This window comes from Lyngbya sp. CCY1209, from assembly GCF_035615495.1.
Lineage (GTDB): Bacteria > Cyanobacteriota > Cyanobacteriia > Cyanobacteriales > Microcoleaceae > Limnospira.
Genome location: NZ_JAJENU010000628.1, coordinates 11,829 through 30,480, shown reverse-complemented (window position 1 = coordinate 30,480; position 18,652 = coordinate 11,829). Strand labels below are relative to the sequence as shown.

At 55.7% G+C, this 18,652-nt stretch carries 19 protein-coding genes; 14 read left to right on the top strand and 5 right to left on the bottom strand.

Annotation, left to right across the window (positions count from 1 at the left end; genetic code table 11):
• The 3 genes from LKE08_RS23950 to LKE08_RS23940 form a co-directional block, all read left to right on the top strand.
• The coding region (locus tag LKE08_RS23950) for a hypothetical protein (RefSeq protein WP_324706791.1) at positions 1-193 on the top strand (193 nt) is incomplete at its 5' end.
• A gap of 71 nt (positions 194-264) precedes the next feature.
• Entirely contained in the window at positions 265-501 is a 237-nt protein-coding gene (locus LKE08_RS23945; RefSeq protein ID WP_324706790.1) for a hypothetical protein, read from the top strand.
• Positions 502-503: 2 nt separating this feature from the next.
• Positions 504-905 carry a PIN domain-containing protein gene (locus tag LKE08_RS23940; RefSeq protein WP_324706789.1) on the top strand — a complete coding sequence of 134 codons (402 nt, stop codon included), beginning with the start codon at positions 504-506 and terminating at the stop codon, positions 903-905.
• Positions 906-991: 86 nt separating this feature from the next.
• On the opposite strand, the gene LKE08_RS23935 is transcribed toward LKE08_RS23940, so the two are convergent.
• Positions 992-1,792 carry an arginyl-tRNA synthetase gene (locus LKE08_RS23935; RefSeq protein WP_324706788.1) on the bottom strand — a complete coding sequence of 267 codons (801 nt, stop codon included), beginning with the start codon at positions 1,790-1,792 and terminating at the stop codon, positions 992-994.
• A 241-nt stretch (positions 1,793-2,033) separates the two neighbouring features.
• Here LKE08_RS23935 and LKE08_RS23930 point away from each other — a divergent pair, with 241 nt between their 5' ends.
• The 4 genes from LKE08_RS23930 (at position 2,034) to LKE08_RS23915 (ending at position 4,883) form a co-directional block, all read left to right on the top strand.
• Positions 2,034-2,741, top strand: a complete 708-nt coding sequence (locus LKE08_RS23930) for a Crp/Fnr family transcriptional regulator (RefSeq protein WP_324706787.1) — start codon at positions 2,034-2,036, stop codon at positions 2,739-2,741.
• A 120-nt stretch (positions 2,742-2,861) separates the two neighbouring features.
• Complete coding sequence (locus LKE08_RS23925) at positions 2,862-3,566, top strand: DsbA family protein (protein ID WP_375341462.1); 705 nt, start codon at positions 2,862-2,864, stop codon at positions 3,564-3,566.
• Positions 3,567-3,715: 149 nt separating this feature from the next.
• The gene (locus LKE08_RS23920; RefSeq protein WP_324706785.1) at positions 3,716-3,883 is read left to right on the top strand and encodes a hypothetical protein; all 168 of its coding nucleotides are present in this window, start codon (positions 3,716-3,718) and stop codon (positions 3,881-3,883) included.
• 133 nt (positions 3,884-4,016) lie between these two features.
• Entirely contained in the window at positions 4,017-4,883 is an 867-nt protein-coding gene (locus LKE08_RS23915) for a hypothetical protein (RefSeq protein ID WP_324706784.1), read from the top strand.
• A 22-nt stretch (positions 4,884-4,905) separates the two neighbouring features.
• Here LKE08_RS23915 and LKE08_RS23910 read toward each other — a convergent pair whose 3' ends face one another.
• Entirely contained in the window at positions 4,906-5,646 is a 741-nt protein-coding gene (locus LKE08_RS23910) for a phycocyanobilin:ferredoxin oxidoreductase (RefSeq protein WP_324706783.1), read from the bottom strand.
• Between the two features lie 116 nt (positions 5,647-5,762).
• Here LKE08_RS23910 and tatA point away from each other — a divergent pair, with 116 nt between their 5' ends.
• Positions 5,763-5,972, top strand: a complete 210-nt coding sequence (tatA, locus tag LKE08_RS23905; RefSeq protein WP_324706782.1) for a twin-arginine translocase TatA/TatE family subunit — start codon at positions 5,763-5,765, stop codon at positions 5,970-5,972.
• 250 nt (positions 5,973-6,222) lie between these two features.
• Here the strand turns inward: tatA and cphA are convergent, their stop codons facing one another.
• Positions 6,223-8,901, bottom strand: a complete 2,679-nt coding sequence (gene cphA / locus LKE08_RS23900) for a cyanophycin synthetase (RefSeq protein WP_324706781.1) — start codon at positions 8,899-8,901, stop codon at positions 6,223-6,225.
• A gap of 52 nt (positions 8,902-8,953) precedes the next feature.
• Between cphA and LKE08_RS23895 the strand changes: the two genes are divergently transcribed.
• On the top strand, positions 8,954-9,148 hold the full coding sequence (locus tag LKE08_RS23895; protein WP_324706780.1) for a hypothetical protein: 195 nt from the start codon (positions 8,954-8,956) through the stop codon (positions 9,146-9,148).
• Here the strand turns inward: LKE08_RS23895 and LKE08_RS23890 are convergent.
• Entirely contained in the window at positions 9,100-9,957 is an 858-nt protein-coding gene (locus LKE08_RS23890; RefSeq protein ID WP_324706779.1) for a cyanophycinase, read from the bottom strand. The two genes, LKE08_RS23895 and LKE08_RS23890, sit on opposite strands and share 49 nt — an antisense overlap.
• A gap of 624 nt (positions 9,958-10,581) precedes the next feature.
• On the opposite strand from LKE08_RS23890, the gene trmD reads away from it, so the two are divergent.
• Together trmD and LKE08_RS23880 are read left to right on the top strand one after the other, a co-directional pair.
• A complete protein-coding gene (trmD, locus tag LKE08_RS23885) occupies positions 10,582-11,310 on the top strand; it encodes a tRNA (guanosine(37)-N1)-methyltransferase TrmD (protein ID WP_324706778.1) in 729 nt (242 codons plus the stop codon).
• Positions 11,311-11,446: 136 nt separating this feature from the next.
• Complete coding sequence (locus LKE08_RS23880) at positions 11,447-11,800, top strand: hypothetical protein (RefSeq protein WP_324706777.1); 354 nt, start codon at positions 11,447-11,449, stop codon at positions 11,798-11,800.
• A 123-nt stretch (positions 11,801-11,923) separates the two neighbouring features.
• Here the strand turns inward: LKE08_RS23880 and LKE08_RS23875 are convergent, their stop codons facing one another.
• Entirely contained in the window at positions 11,924-13,330 is a 1,407-nt protein-coding gene (locus LKE08_RS23875; protein ID WP_324706776.1) for a glutaredoxin domain-containing protein, read from the bottom strand.
• 522 nt (positions 13,331-13,852) lie between these two features.
• Between LKE08_RS23875 and LKE08_RS23870 the strand changes: the two genes are divergently transcribed.
• The 3 genes from LKE08_RS23870 (at position 13,853) to LKE08_RS23860 (ending at position 18,608) form a co-directional block, all read left to right on the top strand.
• Positions 13,853-15,610, top strand: coding sequence for an alpha-amylase family glycosyl hydrolase (locus tag LKE08_RS23870; protein WP_324706775.1), 1,758 nt, complete (start codon positions 13,853-13,855; stop codon positions 15,608-15,610).
• 80 nt (positions 15,611-15,690) lie between these two features.
• Complete coding sequence (rnc, locus tag LKE08_RS23865; RefSeq protein WP_324706774.1) at positions 15,691-16,398, top strand: ribonuclease III; 708 nt, start codon at positions 15,691-15,693, stop codon at positions 16,396-16,398.
• Between the two features lie 134 nt (positions 16,399-16,532).
• On the top strand, positions 16,533-18,608 hold the full coding sequence (locus LKE08_RS23860) for a cation:proton antiporter (protein WP_324706773.1): 2,076 nt from the start codon (positions 16,533-16,535) through the stop codon (positions 18,606-18,608).
• Positions 18,609-18,652 lie beyond the last annotated feature (44 nt).

Below are 18,652 nucleotides of genomic sequence, written 5' to 3'. Positions count from 1 at the left end.
TAGGGGGATCATCCGGATCTCATTCGAGCGAAAACCGCTGTATCTGTCCTCTCACAACTCCAACGGCGCGATCGCAAGTATCGCGATCGCTTATTTGCATTTATCAATCATCGGTGAGGATGTCGGCGTTGAGGCAATAAATGGGCAGGCGTTGCGGGGATTCGCCGGTGAGAAGGAGGTTACGGCGTTTTAGGCGGCTTTGGTGGCGGCGCAAGTAAGGCTATACTATAATTAATCAGAGCTTAAAATCAGGAAGTAATCCAAATGACCACACAACAATTATTAGAAAAATGGCAGAGTTTAGATCCTGAAAAACAGCAACAAGTGCTCGCCTTTATCGATGCCATTTCTCAAAACCAAAAACCGACTGAGCCGAGTTCCCCACTCGGAGAAAAATTAAGGAAAATTCGCCGAGAAATCATAGAATCTGGGATACCTTTGTTAACCCCAGAAGAAATCCAACAAGAAAAAGCCGAACGTCGTGGAGGCTATGTAGACTAATAATGATCCGAACATTTGTCGATGCTGGAGTGTTAATTTATGCGGCTCGTGCTGAAAATGAAATAGCTGAACTCGCTTTACAAATATTAGAGGATAACCAGCGAGAATTTGCGTCTAGTATTTTCCTGAAATTAGAGGTTTTGCCAAAAGCTATTTATCATCAACAAAGTAGCGAGATCGAGTTTTATGAAACTTTTTTTGATGCAGTTGTTTACTGGGCGAACGATATCAACACTATCATTGAACAAGCCTATCGAGAATCTAGCCAATTTGGACTGGGGGCGATGGATGCTTTGCATATTGCGGCGGCAGTCTCAGTTGGAGCAACGGAATTTATAACCAATGAAAAATCTCAAAAGTCAATTCATCGAACTCAAAGTATTAAAGTCATGTCTATATTGTAGCTTGTTAGACGGAACAACCAATGGAAACTGCACAGTTGTTTATGAGTGGCGATAACCAAGCGGTTCGCTTGCCTCTAAGTTATCGTTCACAACTCCAACGGCGCGATCGCACCCAATTTTTCCTGCAAAATAAACCGCAAAATCGATTGCGTCACCACCAACAAACCCAGGCGAAATCGGGATAATTCAAAATCGTTTAATTTCACCTCACCCCAAATTGGACAGCGGCGAAAAAAGCGATCGCACCCTTCCGCCAATCCCGCTCCCACCGTTTCCCACCGCAACTTTCGGGGGGGGAAATAACAGATATCGACTGTATTAATCAATTGTGAAATTAGTTCCATTTCTGCCCGATCGCGCGATCGCAACTTCCCCGCATCGTCCAGCCAGGGAACGGCGGCGGGTTCCGCCCATTTCCACAACTTCGGGGCGATCGCCGGGTCGGGTTCGGCGAGGGTGATGAGGCGATCGCGGTGTGCCATTCGCAGCAGAGAACAGCAGCGGGCGTGGGCGTATTGAATTGGAAAAAGGGGAGAATCAAGGGAATCCGAATCGCGAGAATAACCCGTTTCTGGAAAGGGAATTTGCGTCATTTTTTGCAGCCAGTCCGCCACCGCCGCATCGGTGAGGTCGAATTGCATCATCCCCGACTCCAACACCGTGGCGATTATCCCCGATTTTTCCATTTCCGGTGTTGCGATCGCTCTCCCGAGCTCCACGGGCGATCGCGACATCTCCGCCGCCAATTTTAGCGCGATCGCCGAAATATAGCGAATTGTGGTGATATCCCTGACGCGGGCAATGGGAATGTCGGCGGACGAAATCTCCTCCGCGACGGCCGAGCGGATGTGGCGGATCAAAATTTCCTGAATGACCGGAATTCCCATGTACGGTTGCTCTCAAGCGATCGAATAATTCCCCAAAAAGCCCGGAAATCACCTGAGAAATGCGGACAATTGCCGCGATGCCCTTCGGGTTGTACCAAATGCGATGTGTTTTTTGTTACATTAGATCCAACTTAGCTCAGGTTGATATACATGAGGTGTAATCTCACCCTCCTCCGAGTGGTCGCCACTCCCAACAGACAGGTCTGTTTGACAACTTAATCTCCGGCTGGAAGATGTTCCTATGCAGTCAACTCCTATCGTGTCAGAGTCCCCCCGCCCGTTTTTAACTTGGCAAGAAATCACAGATTGGGCACAAGAGCATTATCGCTGTCGGTCGTTCGCGAAAGATGAGCGCATCCCCGCCCGACCCGGACTCCTGTACCTGGTGCAATCGGGCGCCATCCGCCTGGTCGGAAGTACCCAAGCGCGGGGAAAATCGGGGAAACCCCGGCGACGTCGCAACCTGGAAGAAGCCTTTCTGGGGTTCGTGGGTAAGGGTCAGCCCTTTGAACTGATCGCCCAGTCTCCGTTTACACTTCACGCCTACGCCCACACCGAAGATACCAGCATCGTGTGGATGTACTGGAACGATCTGGACAACTGGCCCCAATTTCGGCGGGACGTTCTCGACGCCTTCCGCTACCAACACCAGCGGAAACTGCTGTGGCTCAGTACCCTCGGCCAGCGCCGCACCCTCGATCGCCTGTTGGGATTCATCACCCTCCTCATCGAAGAATACGGGGAATATTATGCCAGCGGCACCGGGCCCGACGCCGTGCGGGGCTACCGCCTGCCCTGGCCGCTGACCCACTCCCAAATCGGCAGCGCGATCGGATCGACGCGGGTGACGGTGACGCGCCTGATGGGTCAACTGCGGCAGCAAGGTTTGATTTATATGTACGGCGAGAGTCTGATCTGTCTGCCCGTCGAACCCGAAGACGAATCTTGAATCCCCAGGGCGATCGCGCGATCGGCTAAACTGGAGAGCAGAATTTGACGGGATGGAAACGGGTTCATGACAAACGCTTCGAGACGGCAGTGGCAAACCCCGGTCGTGGGGCTATTCTGCATGATTTTGGTGGCGCTGGGCGGCTGTTCGCAAACCGCTCCATCTTCGGATTTTGAACAGCAAGTATTGCAAGTGATCCGCGACAACCCCGAAGCTATCCTGGAGTCCGTGCAGGCCTATCAGGAACAGCAAAAAAACCAACTCAGCGAGGCGCGGGGTTCGTTTTTGGAGAAAATGAAAGAAAATCCCCGAGCCGTGATCGGGGATTCTCCCACTACCGGCGCGGCGGACGCAGAGATCGTGCTGGTGGAGTTTTCGGATTTTCAGTGTCCCTTCTGCGCCCGCGCCCACGACACCGTCAAACAATTTATGGACAAAAATGGCGATCGCGTGACGCTGGTGTACAAACATTTGCCCCTGGCGCAAATTCACCCCGAAGCCGTACCCGCCGCCAAAGCGGCCTGGGCAGCCGGGCAGCAGGGGAAATTCTGGGACTATCAAGACGCGCTATTCGAGCAGCAGGATCGACTCGGAGAGGAGCTTTACGTTGAGATTGCCCGATCGCTGAATTTGGATCTGGAGCAGTTTAACAGCGATCGCAACAGCGACGAAGCGATCGCCGCCATCCAGCAAGACATACAACTGGCCCAGGCCCTCGGCATTTCCGGGACGCCCTTCTTCGTGATGAACGGCGAAGTCCTCTCCGGTGCGGTGGAACTCTCCGTCATGGAAGAAACCCTCGCCAAAGTCCGGAACCCATCTTGACACTCGCCCCCCTTTTCGGGGGGCCGTTTCATTCTCCCCGGAAACATGGCGAGACGGGGGGGGAGGTGCAGAAAATTAGGGGTTCGGGCCGAAAAAATTGCCCTCGGAGGGCAGGGCTTCAGAGCCAATTTTTTCCGTAAAAATCCGGATTGAGCGACTCAAATTTTGGCAATGATTGGAACGGTGCGATCGCGAAATTGCGGATGCGATCGCCCACATCGGACGGGGTGCGCGATCGCGGCGGGACGGCGATCGTCCGGGATGCCGGAGCGGTGAAAAAAGGTGGGCAGATACATTTGGTATCATTTGTAGTATAGAACCCCTCGGGGTATGGAACGCAAATTTGATTCGATTCCTCAGATTCGCCTTCCATTCATCTTCCGTTCACGCCGATGAAATTGGTGCGATCGTCCCCGGGAAGTTAACCGTTATTGATATTGATGAATGCTTATGTTGCCTCCGACAAATTTACACCGGGTTGAATCCACTCTGGCTCAAACGCCCCCGGCAGACCCGGCCCCCAATTCGATGCCCAAAATCACCTCCGAGATGATTTGGATGGGGGCGACCGGTTTGATGCTCGTCATACTGATCGCAGTCGCGGCGATTTACAACTCCAAAAACAAAAATCTTGCCAAGCAGTTAAAAATGGAGCATTTTAGAAATAAAGAACTCCACAAAAAATACAAGTTAGCCCTGGCGACGATCTCCAAAATGGAGAAAAACCCCGACCTCATTCACTCCCGAGAATTCAACCTCGACTATCTGAGAATGCGGATGGCCGAGGACGTATTCCACTACGCCATCATCGTCCAAATCAAGATGAAGGTGAAGCAGCAAATTGCCCTGGCACTGCGGCCAACCCAGGCAGCCGTCGGCGAAAAAAGCAACGCCGGCCAGGGTCGCCAGGTCGATGCGACGTTCGATGTGGAGTACGAGACGGGAGATGCCGAACACTCCAAAAAACGGGTGCTATTTCGGATACAAATTCGCCTGATGAAACTGCCCACCCAGGCGACTTCCACCACCATCAATCAGATCATTGACTGTCTGGAAACCTATTTGAGTCCCTCCGACGACCACGACACCTGGCAACCCACCATCCAAGGCCGTATCGTCCACATCGAGTGGGATCAAAAGGCTAAACCCACGCCCCTGCTGGTGTTGGATCAGTCCACCGAGGGGATGAACGTCACCTTCCGAACCACGAGAAAGGTGCCGGAAAGTGGCATCAAGAATGCCGACTCCGCCAAGGCTCGCAAGAAGTCCAAGCGTCGCAAAGCCGTGCCGAGCGGCGGCACCCACTTCAATCCCTGATCGGGGTTCGGAAGCCGCCGCATCAAGGATTCGGACAATCGAAGAGGACCGTCGTCATGTAGCGATCGGCCCACTCCGGCCCGAAAGCCCGTTCGAGGACGCGACGGGTTTTGTCGTTTTGCTGCTGTTGGGTGCAGTAGTGGCGTTGGGCGGCGATAATTTCGGCCTCCCGTTCCGGGGATACGGGGGTTTGGGCGATCGCCCGCCGACAGTGCAGGTCCAGATAGGTTTCCACCCGCTTCAAAAACAGCTTTTCTTCTTCCGGGTTCGCCGGACGCACGAACAGGCAAAACTCGGAAAAGATCGTTCCCCAAGCGGGAATCTCCCGGGGGTGCGAAAATTGGTTTTCGGGCACTCGCCCCAGTTCACTTCGGTACGCTTCAGGGAGGGTGCGTCCCCCGTCCGCCGGAGACAGGTCCACGATCGCCGCCCCGATTTGCCCCCGTCCCCCCACCAAGTCCGTCCCGAACATCGGCAGGGGGTAGGTGCTGCGGGGAAACATGACGCAGTGCAGAATGTCGAGGGTGCCGCCGACTTTTGCCAGTTCCAGGTGCATTTTCCGGAATTCCCGGCTTTGATAGCAGCGATTTTCGATGGTCAGCTTTTCCCCTTCCAGCCGCCCCTCGATGTACCCCAAATCCTCCGGGAGGTGGTAGGGTTCCAGGTCGAAATGCCGATGCCACAGGCCTTCGATCGCATCGGCGAGGTCGCGGATGAGCGGGTGTTGCTGTTGTCTGAGGGAGGGGGTAGAGGTTTCTAACATTCTCAAATCTAAATTCGGCAAAGTTGCGGGTCCGGTTGCCCGGGCGGCGGTAATATTAAGAATATCAGCTCAGGGACGAGCAAAATTTTAAGGAAATTTACATCAGGAGTCGGACTATGTTTGGTTTGGGATGGCCCGAATTAGCGGTAATCGCCGCGATCGCGGCCTTGATTTTCGGTCCGAAAAAAATTCCCGAGTTGGGACGCAGCCTCGGCCAGACCTTGCGGGGCTTCAAGGAAGAATTGGGGGGCTCCGGAGACGCGGAAACGGGGGCGGGGGACGAACCCGCTCCGGAAAATGGCGCGAAAAAGGACGATATCGGCTGATATTAAATGGGGCAGGGGAGGCAGGGGGGCACAGGAGGCAGGGGAGGCAGAGGAGGCAGGGGAAGCAAGTTTCATATCCGTCCGTACAAATTCCCCAATCATCTTCAGATGATTTTCGCTAGTAGGGGCGCAAGGCTTGCGCCCTCGGGGAATTGATTCCCAAGCGGTGCGGATGTCCCCCCCGTTTCTGGGCTCCCTCCGCTCCCTCCGCTCCCTCCGCTCCCTCCGCTCCCCCCGCCCCCACAAACCTTCAGGCGTTGGCTGGAGAGAGGCTGTTGCGATCGCCGTCAGTTTCCTGAATCGGGTTGCGCTCTTCGATCAGTCGAATCGCCCGCTTGACGCTCTCCGGCAAGATCACCACCAACCCCCCGGCCGGCGCCCGATCCAAACCGGTTTGGATCGCCTCTTGCTCGTCGAGGATCGTCTCGTACTTGACCCGGGGATCGGGAACCCGGCCGATCACCTCCTCGATGCCCTTGGTAATTAAGTTGGCGGCATCCCCCCGAGTCCGGCCCCGATTGTCGTCGTCTTCCTTGATGATGATCTCATCGAACATCTTGGCGGACAGCCGGCCGAGGGTGACGAAATCTTCGTCGCGGCGATCGCCCGGACCCCCGACCACGCCGATCCGCTGTCCCGGCCAATTATTGACGAAACCCGCCAGGGCCTCGTAACTCGCCGGGTTGTGGGCGTAGTCCACCAGGGCGTGGTACTCGCCCATATTGAACAGATTCATCCGCCCCGGCGTCTGGTCCGCCGACGCCACGAAGGACGCCAGAGCCGAGCGGATGTGTTCAATCTTCACCCCCTGGGCGAAGGCGGCCAGACAGGCGGCCAGGGCGTTGGCAATCATGAACGGCGCCCGCCCCCCCATCGTCAGCGGCACGTTCACCGCCTGCTCGATCCGCAGGGTCCAATCCCCCTTCAAAATGGACAAATAGCCGTTCTCGTAGACCGCCGCCAAACCCCCCGCCTCGGCGTGGCGGAGGACGATCTCGTTGTCCGGATTCATGGAAAAATAGGCGACCTGGGCCTTCACCCGCTCGGCCATCCCCGCCACCAGAGGATCATCGGCGTTGAGCACCGCGTAGCCGCTCGGCATCACGGCCTCGGCCACCACGCTCTTCACCTTCGCCATCTGTTCGATGGTGTCGATGTCCCCCAATCCCAGGTGGTCGGCGGCCACGTTCAGCACCACGCCGATATCGCAGGTGTCGAATCCCAGGCCCGATCGCAAAATTCCCCCCCGGGCCGATTCCAGTACCGCCACTTCCACGGTGGGGTCCCGCAGGATCAAATGGGCGCTCTGGGGTCCGGTATTATCTCCCGGTTCTGCCATGTAGTCCCCGATGTAGGTGCCGTCGGTGGTGGTGTAGCCCACCACCTGCCCCGTCTGCTTCATGATGTGGGCCAGCAGCCTGGTGGTGGTGGTTTTGCCGTTGGTGCCGGTCACGGCCAGGATGGGGACGCGGCTGGGGGTGGGGCCGGGGAAGAGCATATCCATCACGGCGCCGGCGACGTTCCGGGGCAGGCCCTCGCTGGGGGCGACGTGCATCCGGAATCCGGGGGCGGCGTTGACTTCCACGATCACCCCGTCCACGTCCCGCAGGGGTTTGGAGATGTCCGGGGTGACGACATCGATGCCGGCCACGTCCAGGCCGATGATTTTGGCGACCCGGGCGAACAGCCAGATATTTTCCGGGTGCACTTCGTCGGTGCGATCGATGGCGCTGCCCCCGGTGCTGAGGTTAGCCGTCGCCCGCAAAAAGCAAATTTCACCTTCGGGCAGTACGGAATCGATGGTATGTCCCGCCTCCTGGATCATGGACAGGACGGTTTTATCCACCACGATGCGCGTAAGGACGTTGTCGTGTCCGTCCCCCCGCCGGGGGTCGCGGTTGGTGGCCTCGATCAATTCTTCGATGGTGGATTTGCCGTCGCCGACGACGTGGGCCGGGACCCGTTCGGAGACGGCCACCACCCGGCCGTTGACCACCAGGACCCGGTGATCGCGGCCGGTGTAGAAGCGCTCGACGATGACGCTGCGGGTTTTCGAGGCGGTACTGGCGGCGTCGTAGGCTTGTTCGGCGGTTTCCCAGGTGGTGATGTCGAGGGTGATGCCGCGGCCGTGGTTGCCGTCGAGGGGTTTGATGGCGACGGGGTAGCCGCCGACGTCTTCGATCGCGTCCTGGAGTTCGTCAAAGTAACGGATCACCGTCCCCCTCGGCACGGGGACGCCGGCATCCCGCAGCACCTGCTTGGTCCCTTCTTTGTCGCAGGCGAGTTCGACCCCCAGAATTCCTGTGTTTCCCGTCAGCGTGGCCTGGATGCGCTTTTGGTTGACCCCGTAGCCGAACTGGATCATGAACCGGGCGCTCAACTGCATCCAGGGGATGTTGCGGGCTTCCGCCTCCCGGACGATCGCCTCCGTACTCGGCCCGAGGGCGGCCTGGGCCCTCAATTCTTTGAGATCTTCGATATCTTGGGTCAGCTCCGCTTCCGGGTAGGTTCCCGCGTCCACGATGCTCTGGCACAGGCGCACCGCCGCCCGCCCCGCGTAGCGTCCGGCGTGTTCGTTTTCGTACTCGAACACCACCTGGAAAGTCCCGGGGGTGGAGGTTTCTCGGGTGCGGCCGAATCCCACCGGCATCCCCGCGAGTTGCTGGAGTTCGAGGGCGACGTGCTCGATAATATGCCCCATCAGCGTCCCCCGCTGCACCCGGGTCAAAAACCCCCCCCGCACCCCGGGCGAGCAGTGGTGTTCCACCAGGCTGGGCAGGACGGCGGTGAGCCCCTCGTAAAAGCCGGGGATGTCGGAGGAGTAGCGCTCCGTCAGGTCTTCGAGATCGAGGCGCATGACGATCAGTTTGTGCCGTCGAATGCTCCAGTAGTTGGGACCTCGCAAGGTCTGAATTCTAAGAATTTTCATAGCTGAGTGGGCGATCCAGGAATTCTCTAGGGTGATTCGTCTGTTGTATCCAATGTCAAACGTGAAAGACCGCAAAACTGTTCGCAGCGAACAGTTTTCTGACCGGGATGGGGGTCTGAAAACCAGAAAACTCGACCGGGTGGCGATCGCCGGTTTCGCCCCCGTCGAGATCGGTTCCCCGGGCTGGGACGGGAGGAGTTACAAGCTGGCCGCGGCCGGGGTGGCGGTGCGGGTCTCCATGTCGTAGGTGTCGCCGTGGGAGAGCACGTGGACCCGCAGCCCGAACAGGCTCAGGGGGTCCGTGGCGCCGACGCTGGGGGCGTTGGTGTAGGAGAGTTCCCTCGGATCGACGATGGTGACGGTCCCCTTGCCGATCACCCGCAGTTTGCCCCCCCCTTCAAACAGGGCGCAGGTGTCCTCGTCGATGCCGATGCCCATCTTGTCGGGGTGGGTGGCGATCGCACTAATTAACCGAGAAAAGCGGTTGCGGTTGTGGAAGTGCTGGTCCACCACCAGGTCCGGCAGGATGTCGAGTCCCGTCGCCATGTCCACGAGCGATCGGTTGGGGGATTCCCCGCTCCCCCCACCGGCGATCATGTGGTGGCTCATCACCGCCGCCCCGGCGCTGGTCCCGGCTAGGGCAATTTTGCCCGCCCGGGCTGCGGTGCGAATTTTTTCCATCAGGGGGGTGTCGGCTAACAAACTGTAGAGTCGCAACTGGTCGCCACCCGTCATGAACACACCCGTACATTCTTCTAAATAGCTGTGCCACTGGGGTTCTTCGCAGTGGTGCCGCTCTCGAATATCGAAGACTTTGAGCGTTTTGACACCCATTTCTTCAAAAATTCTCTGGTAGCGTTCCCCTTGAATGGCCGGTTCTCGGGAAGCCGAAGGCACGATCGCCAGTTGGGCGTTTTCTCCGCCGGCTCGGTTGAAAAAGGTTTGCAGAATCTCACGTCCATGAACCTTATCTTCGGCTCCCCCAATGACGAGAATTGAGGTTTTGGTTTGTTGGTGGATCATTTGTTCAAGGGCTTGAGATGTCAACTGCTGCATTTGATTCTCCTCGTGGTAGGCATGACTTCAACTCCGGGACTTCTTCGGCTGACTCCGGACTTCCACGCGAGGGCCGTCGTCCGACTCTGACCCAACAACTTCACTCGCCATTGGCATGAAGGAGATGGCAGAATTTGATGTCTCGTGGAGTTGCCCCCCGGTTGACGGCGAGTGGCGCCGACTCAAACTTCAAAGACCGGAGATATTTCCCGAATCTGACGTCTTTGGCGAATTTCCCCACGGATTTAGGATGTCGGTTCGACTCATCCCGTGACCTGTTGAGATATCCGGCCCTCTGGATCGGCCCATCGCCCGACACGACGATCGCCAGAGTGCCAATTGAGGTTGAATCCGGCATGGGAACTCGGATGGGGTCGGACTCTCGGGGAAAACGGACGGACTCCATTTGACTGAGGGAGCTGACCCCGATCGCCTTCAGTCGGGATTGGAGACGCGATCGCCGGGGCGAAATTGCCAAATCAAGGGAAATATTAGCATTTTAGTATATTTCGATACTAATTTAAACAATTCTTTAGATTAATGCATTATTATATAACATTGTAGCTTTCATGTTAAAACTTTTATTAGGATTTCTTAACAGTAGCTGACACCATCCAAAGTTTCGTGCAATTCGACATCATCACCCTGTTTCCCGACTTTTTCTCGGCCTCCCTGCAAGTGGGACTCCTGGGCAAAGCCCTGGCCCGAAACATCGCCCGGGTCAACTGCATCAATCCCCGAGACTTCGCCACCGACAAGCACCGCCGGGTTGATGACGAACCCTATGGGGGGGGCGTGGGCATGGTGTTGAAGCCCGAACCCATTTTCGCGGCCGTCGAATCCATCCCCCCCCTGCCGCGGCGGGAGGTGATTTTGTTGACCCCCCAGGGGGAGCGGATGCACCAGGGGTTGTTTCGAGAACTCGCGGCCAACTACGACCAGCTCGTTTTGATCTGCGGCCACTACGAAGGCATCGATGAGCGGGTGATGCAGTTGGTGACTCGCGAGGTGTCCCTGGGGGATTTCGTCCTCACCGGCGGGGAAATTCCAGCCCTGGCCCTGATCAACGGCGTGGTCCGCCTGCGCCCGGGAACCGTCGGAAAGGAGGAATCCCTCAAAGCCGAGAGTTTCGAGGACGGGCTGTTGGATTATCCCCACTATACCCGACCGGCGGAGTTTCGGGGAATGCGGGTGCCGGATGTCTTGCTCTCCGGCAACCACGGGGAAATCGATCGCTGGCGGCGGGAACAGCAACTCCGGCGCACCCGCTCACGCCGTCCGGATTTGCTGGCTGAGTTGAGTTCTGATGCGATCGGCGCCGAACCGGATGAGGGAGAGATAAGATCTAGATAGTTGCAGCAGTCGCCGGAGCGATCGGGACATCTGAAATTCCCGGAACCTCCCAATCGTGAACGGTCAACCTTTGCCGATCGCCCAAAGCCGACTGCCGATCGCTATCAATCCACAAACTCTCGACCTGTGACCTCTCATGAATCGCTCCCCCGAGGACTACATCCGCGCGATCGATCGGGCCGTCCGGCAGGACAATTTCCGCCATGCCACCGACCTGGCGTTTGAGGCGTTTGAATCTTATCCGAACTCCGAGAAAATTCGGCGGTACGCCCGGGTTTTTGCCTCGAAGACGTTGGCGTTTCACGAATTGCCCCCCAACCCGGAAATGTCCCTCAATTTGAATTGGGTCCTGCAACATCGCAGCACTTACCGGGGCCGGTGGGTGGCTCTGCGGCGGGGAGAATTGGTTGCCGATGCCGCCTCCCTGGACGAATTGGAAACCCAACTCGGGGATCAAATGCAATTCCTGTTTTGTACGGTCGTGTATTGATGGGGGGTGGGGTGTGCTCGGTGCTCGGTGCTCGGTGGGGAAAGTCAAAAGTTCCCCGTCACCCGAATTGGGGAGTCGGCAAGAAAAATTGACAATTATCAATTATCAATTATCAATTATTGATTAGCCCAACACCAGCAATTCCGGTTTGGCGATCATGATCAATCCGAAGAAGACCATAAACGCCCCCGCGAATAGCTTCAGAAACCGGCCCTGTTCTTCCTTCAGGCGATAGGACGAAAAAGAGTAGATAAAACTGAACAGAATCGCCAGCAGGGGTAGGATGTAGATGGCGGCATAAAATGCGGTCCAGACACTATAGCAAAATAGGGCATCGGTCTGGCAGGAGTTGACGAGGGTCGCCATGTAAACCGTCGGCAGGATCGCCGTACATCCCAACTCGATAATGTTCACGAAAATTGCCAGCAGCACCGTCGCCAAGATGGCGGCCGCAAATTTGCCGCGATCGCGTTGTGCCGTCTGCAGTTGGTTGACGATCCGCCGCGCTTTTTGGGTGACTTCGAGTTGCTGTTCTTTGGAAAGGGACAGGGAAACCGATTTTTTGAACCAGAAGAAATCTTTGATGTTGATCGCCCCCGCGATAGTAATCAGTGTCCCCAAAATGACCAAAACGATTTGACCGTATCTCTCCAGGAAAATTGACCCCACCAATACCATTGCCATGATGAAAATAAAGTACATCACAGCCGATGTCAGCACGAAGGTGGAACCCACGATCGCCATGTCGCGCCGGCTTTTGGTGTAGGTCAAAAGGGAGAGTAAAATGATCAGGACGGTAAACGCGCAGGGGTTGAAACCGTCGGCTAAAGCGACGGTAAAAACAAAGAGGGGAAAGGGGAGATTTTGGGCGAATTCTTTGATGGCGACATCCGGGGTCAAAACGATCGCCAAAAACAGACCCACCACCGCCGTTCCCATCAATCCTCCCACCCACAGCCGTCCCGTGGCTACCGGACGCTCGGAAATGTTGAAGATCGGATAGGTGAGGGCATAGAAAATCGGCAGCAGCAGGAATATCCAACTGGGAATTCCGGGGAAAACAGCCGCTTCGGATTCTTCCGCGATCGCCCGCCCGGGGATGTTTATCGCAGTGCCTAACTCCGCCTCGATCGCCGCCACAATTTGGTTTTGATATCCGATGTAAGCTTTGTAAACTGGATTGTATTCCAGTTCCCCTTCTTCTTCGGTGAAGCCGATAAAGGATTTGTCCCCGATGAGGGTGCGGGGAACGGCCCCGGTGTTGACATTATTTTCTCGGAGAAACTGTTCCCATTTTTCGGGCTGTTCATCGACCTCAACCTCGGTCAATTTGACCGTTTTATTGTTGGCATCGATGTACTCCAGAAGGGCTTTTTCTTTGATGCAGTGGGGGCAGGTCTTGCTGTGGAAAAACAAGACCTCGACGGACCTGTTGTCGGCCAACGCAGAGGGCTGAAATAAACCCCAAAAACCGAGCAAAATTGCGAGACAGAACGTTATCGCTTTTCGCCATTCAAATTGATGGAACATAAAACTCAACCTAAAAGTAGACAATTCGCCGAACCGATACCGCGATCGCACCCCCCGCCCCCGGGGACGACTTCCGTCTCTGGACGCTTTTGCTAAAATCGGTTAGGCTGGGGGTACGGGGTGCGGGGGTTCGCTGCAGTCGGGGCGCATCGGATGATGTCCGGCCCAAACAGCCCATTCCCTTACCACAAAGGACTTCTCGCCTTCGGTTCTTCGGCGAAAGTGCGATCGCAGGCCCGGGGGTTGTTGACAAATCTTTACTTGTATTGAACGGTTCTCAAGGAGTCCCGCAAAATTTCCATCTTTTACCGGACAAAGGAGTTTTTTTCTCAATCCTCAAATCCCAAAACGCGGGGAATTTACATCCCCCATATCGATCATAACTTCGATGACCGAACGATTTAAAAATTTCAAGTTTTCTTAACTTTTGTGCGATCGCTTCGATGGGTTTTTGCTATAACAAAGAAAGACCTTTGGAACCGATCCAATTGGGCGAAAATCTAGACGCAGAGAGGAAGCAATATGACCGTTGCTCAATTTCAGACTGAGTACGAATATTTTTGTCGCCGCATTCAACCCTTGCTGGAAATTGTCTACGACGAACCGACGACTTCTTATTTATCAGAAAAATTATTTGATATCATTCGGGAACATATTTCTCCCCAAACCCATGAAAATCTCAATAAGTGGACTGAAAATAACGTCACCTTGATCACCTACGGGGATACGATTTGCAGCGACAATCCCGACGAAAAACCTCTCGCCGTTTTGGATCGGTTCCTGGAAACCCGCCTCAAAGATACCATCACCGGAGTCCACATTCTCCCCTTCTTTCCCTACAGTTCCGACGACGGATTTGCGGTGATCGATTATCTGACCGTCAAACCCGAATTGGGGGATTGGAACCACGTCAAAAGTATCGCCGGCAAGTTCAACTTCATGGTCGATTTGGTTCTCAATCACGTCTCCAGCCAGCATTCCTGGTTTCAACAATTTAAAGCCTGCAAAAAACCGGGTCGGGACTATTTTATTTCCATCGATCCGAATACCGACGTTTCCGAAGTCGTCCGGCCCCGCAGCAGCCCCCTGTTGGTGAAAGTGGAAACGGTGGAGGGCGAAAAATACGTTTGGGCGACCTTCAGCGAAGATCAGGTCGATGTCAACTTCGCCAACCCGGACGTTTTGATCGAATATATCAAAATCATCCTGTTTTATGTAGTAGAAATCGGGGGAAAATATATCCGCCTGGATGCCGTCGGCTTTTTGTGGAAAGAACTCGGAACCCCCTGCATTCACCTGCCCCAAACCCACGCCATCATCAAACTGATCCGGGAACTGTTGCAGATGATCGATCCGGAAGTCGCGTTGATCACCGAAACCAACGTTCCCAACCGCGAAAATCTCAGCTATTTCGGCAACCGCAACGAGGCGCACATGATCTACAATTTCAGCCTGCCACCGCTGCTGCTGAACGCCATGTTGCAGGGGAAATCCGACCACTTGAAGACCTGGATGATGAGTATGCCGCCCGCCCCCGTCGGGTGCGCCTATTTCAACTTTACCGCCTCCCACGACGGCATCGGATTGCGTCCGGCGGAAGGGCTGCTGACGGATGAAGAATATAACAGTTTGTTGGCGACCATGCAGAAATTTGGGGGCAAAATTAGCATGAGGAAACAGCCGGACGGGAGCGAGAGTCCCTACGAAATTAATATTTCCCTATTCGATGCCATGAAAGGCACGGTCAAGGGGGAAGATAAATGGCAGGTGCAGCGGTTTATCTGCTCCCAAACGCTGATGATGTCTTTGGAAGGGATTCCCGCTTTTTACATTCACAGTTTGTTGGCAACCAGCAATGATTACGAGCGGTTGGAACGGCGGGGAATCAATCGGGCGATCAACCGCCACCAGTGGAATTTGGAGGCATTGGAACGGGATTTGGAAAACCCCCATTCGGACCGGGCGATCGTTTTTCAGGAACTCTGCCGGCGCATTCAGATCCGCCGTCGTCAACCCGCATTTCATCCCAATGCGACGCAGTACACTTTGCATCTGAAGCGATCGCTGTTCGGATTTTGGCGGCAGAGTATGAACCGAGATCAGAGCCTTTTCTGTATTTTTAATTTGAGCGATCGCCCCCAGCAACTCAACCTGTCCGACGTGAATCTCATCTGCGTCGATCCCTGGTTCGACCTGATCGGCGATCGCACCATCACCGACATTTACTCTAAGTTAATCTTGGAACCCTACCAGGCGGTTTGGATCACCAACAAATTCTGAAGTCCGGCGATTTTATCAAACCGTTGTAAAATGGGGGAGTCTCGACCCTTTCGAGCGATCGCCCAAAATCAACCCCGCCGATGTCATCTCCATCTCAACTCCCCCCCATTCAAAACCCCCAACTGAGGCACCGCGCCCTCGCCCATCGCTCCTACGTCAACGAACACCCGAACGCGGGAGAAAATAACGAGCGGTTGGAGTTTTTGGGGGATGCCGTTTTGGGCTTTTTGGTGGGGGAACTCCTGTACAAAAAATCGGTTCCCGAACCCCTCAGCGAAGCCCAAATGACCGGGCTGCGGTCGGCTTTGGTGGACGAAACCCAATTGGCGTGGCTGGCGATGCAATTCGGGCTGGGGGAACAAATGCGGCTGGGAAAGGGGGCGCTGTTGGAGGGGGGACGAGAGAATCCGGCCCTGTTGAGCGACACCTTTGAAGCCTACATCGGGGCCTATTATTTGGATGCCGGAATTGAGGCGGTGCGGGAATTTATCACCCCTTTATTTGGCGCGATCGCCGATGAAATTATCGCCTCCGTTTCCGCGACGGGCGATCGCCAACCCGCCCATTTGCTCGACTCAAAAAATCGCTTTCAGCAGTGGTCTTTGGCGGAATTGGGAGCAATTCCCAGATACCACATTGTGGGGGAATCCGGACCCGACCACGCCAAGGAATTCGTAGCCGAGGTGCGGGTGGGCGATCGCATTTACGGGGTCGGACGGGGGCGGCGCAAACAGGACGCCGAAAAGCGGGCGGCGGAAGATGCCCTGGTGAAACTGGGCGCGACCTGATTGGGATTCCCCGCCTCGGGGAACATGACATTTGAACAAAACCCTGTAAACTGAGGGGAGTCAATTTCGCCGATTGCGATCGATAAAATTGCGATCGCGACAGCCGATTTTCGAGCCGATAACAACCCGAAAATATGGAACATTTTTTCAGTTTGCTTCCCGACACTCCGATCGTCCCGTTTACCATTCTGATCCTGGTCAGTTTGACAATCCCCCCCATTTTCGAGCGTCTGCGACTGCCGGGACTGGTGGGGTTGTTGGTGGCTGGAGTCATCTTGGGTCCGGGGGGATTGCAACTCCTCGAACCCGACTCCGAAATCATGAAATTGCTCTCGGATATCGGAAAAATTTACCTGATGTTCGTCGCCGGTTTGGAAATCGACCTAGAAGAATTTCGACGCAAACGAAATCGTTCCCTGACCTTCGGAATTATGACCTTCGGACTCCCCTTAATTGTAGGGGCATCGGTCGGATTAACGATGGGTTACAGCCTCAATACGTCCGTTTTGATCGGTTCTTTACTAGCTTCCCACACCCTCCTCGGATACCCGATCGCGGCGCGGTTGGGGGTGGTTTCTAACGAGGCCGTCGTCGTCACCATCGGCGCGACAATTTTCACCGATATCGCCGCGCTGTTGGTATTGGCGATCTGCGTTTCCATCCACGGGGGCGACTTTTCGGCAATGACTCTGGTCGTCCAGTTGGGGGCGCTGGCGATCTATTCCGCGATCGTTTTGTTCGGTTTGGACTGGGCCGGAAAGGAATATTTTCGCCGCACCGGGGACGAAGAAAGCAACCAATTTTTGTTCGTCCTGTTGGCTGTTTTTTTGGCAGCGGTCGGCTCCCAAATTATCAACGTCGATCAAATTGTCGGCGCGTTTTTGGCGGGTCTGGCTGTCAACGACGTCATCGGCCACAGTCCGGTTGAAGAAAAGGTGGAATTCGTGGGCAGCACCCTGTTCATTCCCTTTTTCTTTGTGGGTATGGGATTGCTCATCGACCTGCCCGCCTTCGTGCAAAGTTTGACGGGGGGGCTCGCCCTGACGGCGGGAATTGTCCTGGGTTTACTTGCCAGTAAATTGGTAGCCGCGACGGCGATGAAACTGCTGTTCCGCTACAGTTGGAACCAAACGTTAACGATGTGGTCCCTGTCAATTCCCCAGGTGGCGGCAACCCTGGCCGCCGCTTTGGCTGCCTTGAATGTGGGACTCATTTCCACCGAAGTTTTTAACAGCGTCATCGTTTTGATGTTGGTGACATCGCTTTTGGGACCGGTGCTGACCGCCCGATTTGGCGGTCAATTATCCATCCCCAAAGCCGATTTTGATGCGGGGGCGGAGGATTGGCTTCCCTCCTCGACTCACTCCGATATCGGGGTAGAAAATCCGTCCCAAAAATTGACGGTTTTGGTCGCCGTCTCGAACCCTCTGTCGATCTCCTATTTGATCGAAATGGCGTCGTTGCTGGCCCGCCACGAGTCGGGTCGGGTGCTTCCCCTCAGCGTGGCTCCGGCTCGCATTCGCATGGACGAACCCCAGTTAGAGATGAGTTTGCGACAGAGCGATCGCCTCCTGGAACGGGCGTTGGAGGTGACGAAGGAGTTTGAAGTCGAAGCCGAAACCCGACTCCGCATCGACGACGATATCGCCGAGGGCATTAGCCGGACGGCGCGAGAATGGGGGGCGAGTCTGATCGTGATGGGCTGGAGTTCCACCACCACCCTGCGGGCGCGACTGTTCGGAAGCCTGATCGACAGCGTGTTTTGGGCGTCTCACTGTCCCGTTGCGGTTTTGAAGCTGCTGGAGGAACCGAGCAACATCCACCGGATTTTGGTTCCGGTGAAAAATTTGACCCCCCAGGCGCTCCGGACGGTGCGCTTCGCCCAACTGTTCGCCGACACCAATGGGGCCCAGGTGATGTTGCTGCACGTGTGCGATCGCCGCACGAGTCAGGAACAGGTGAAGGAGTTCGAGTCGGAGTTGTCGCGAATCGTCGCCCAGTCGGAGCTCCAGGTGCAGTGCCAGATTCAAATTGTCGCCGCAGATGATGTCGCCGCAGCCCTCCTACAGGTGTCCCGGGACTTTGATATGGTCGTGCTGCGATCGATGCGCCGTCGCACGGCGGGGGGACTGGCCGTCAGCGACGTGACGACGGAGATGATCCAAAACTTGACTTGTTCGGTGATGCTGTTTGGCGAACCTTACTCTTGATTTTTCGATGCCGAGGTGATATGATTAAGATTGCTCAGATTCTA

What these genes read in the sequence shown, in the direction of transcription:
- LKE08_RS23935 (WP_324706788.1), bottom strand. Translation starts at nt 1,792, where the DNA reads ATGGGAATTCCGGTCATTCAGGAAATTTTGATCCGCCACATCCGCTCG.
- LKE08_RS23860 (WP_324706773.1), top strand. Translation starts at nt 16,533, where the DNA reads ATGGAACATTTTTTCAGTTTGCTTCCCGACACTCCGATCGTCCCGTTT.
- LKE08_RS23890 (WP_324706779.1), bottom strand. Translation starts at nt 9,957, where the DNA reads ATGCAGCAGTTGACATCTCAAGCCCTTGAACAAATGATCCACCAACAA.
- LKE08_RS23895 (WP_324706780.1), top strand. Translation starts at nt 8,954, where the DNA reads ATGTCAAACGTGAAAGACCGCAAAACTGTTCGCAGCGAACAGTTTTCT.
- LKE08_RS23880 (WP_324706777.1), top strand. Translation starts at nt 11,447, where the DNA reads ATGAATCGCTCCCCCGAGGACTACATCCGCGCGATCGATCGGGCCGTC.
- rnc (WP_324706774.1), top strand. Translation starts at nt 15,691, where the DNA reads ATGTCATCTCCATCTCAACTCCCCCCCATTCAAAACCCCCAACTGAGG.
- LKE08_RS23875 (WP_324706776.1), bottom strand. Translation starts at nt 13,330, where the DNA reads ATGTTCCATCAATTTGAATGGCGAAAAGCGATAACGTTCTGTCTCGCA.
- LKE08_RS23940 (WP_324706789.1), top strand. Translation starts at nt 504, where the DNA reads ATGATCCGAACATTTGTCGATGCTGGAGTGTTAATTTATGCGGCTCGT.
- tatA (WP_324706782.1), top strand. Translation starts at nt 5,763, where the DNA reads ATGTTTGGTTTGGGATGGCCCGAATTAGCGGTAATCGCCGCGATCGCG.
- cphA (WP_324706781.1), bottom strand. Translation starts at nt 8,901, where the DNA reads ATGAAAATTCTTAGAATTCAGACCTTGCGAGGTCCCAACTACTGGAGC.
- LKE08_RS23915 (WP_324706784.1), top strand. Translation starts at nt 4,017, where the DNA reads ATGTTGCCTCCGACAAATTTACACCGGGTTGAATCCACTCTGGCTCAA.
- LKE08_RS23910 (WP_324706783.1), bottom strand. Translation starts at nt 5,646, where the DNA reads ATGTTAGAAACCTCTACCCCCTCCCTCAGACAACAGCAACACCCGCTC.
- LKE08_RS23930 (WP_324706787.1), top strand. Translation starts at nt 2,034, where the DNA reads ATGCAGTCAACTCCTATCGTGTCAGAGTCCCCCCGCCCGTTTTTAACT.
- LKE08_RS23925 (WP_375341462.1), top strand. Translation starts at nt 2,862, where the DNA reads ATGATTTTGGTGGCGCTGGGCGGCTGTTCGCAAACCGCTCCATCTTCG.
- LKE08_RS23870 (WP_324706775.1), top strand. Translation starts at nt 13,853, where the DNA reads ATGACCGTTGCTCAATTTCAGACTGAGTACGAATATTTTTGTCGCCGC.
- LKE08_RS23945 (WP_324706790.1), top strand. Translation starts at nt 265, where the DNA reads ATGACCACACAACAATTATTAGAAAAATGGCAGAGTTTAGATCCTGAA.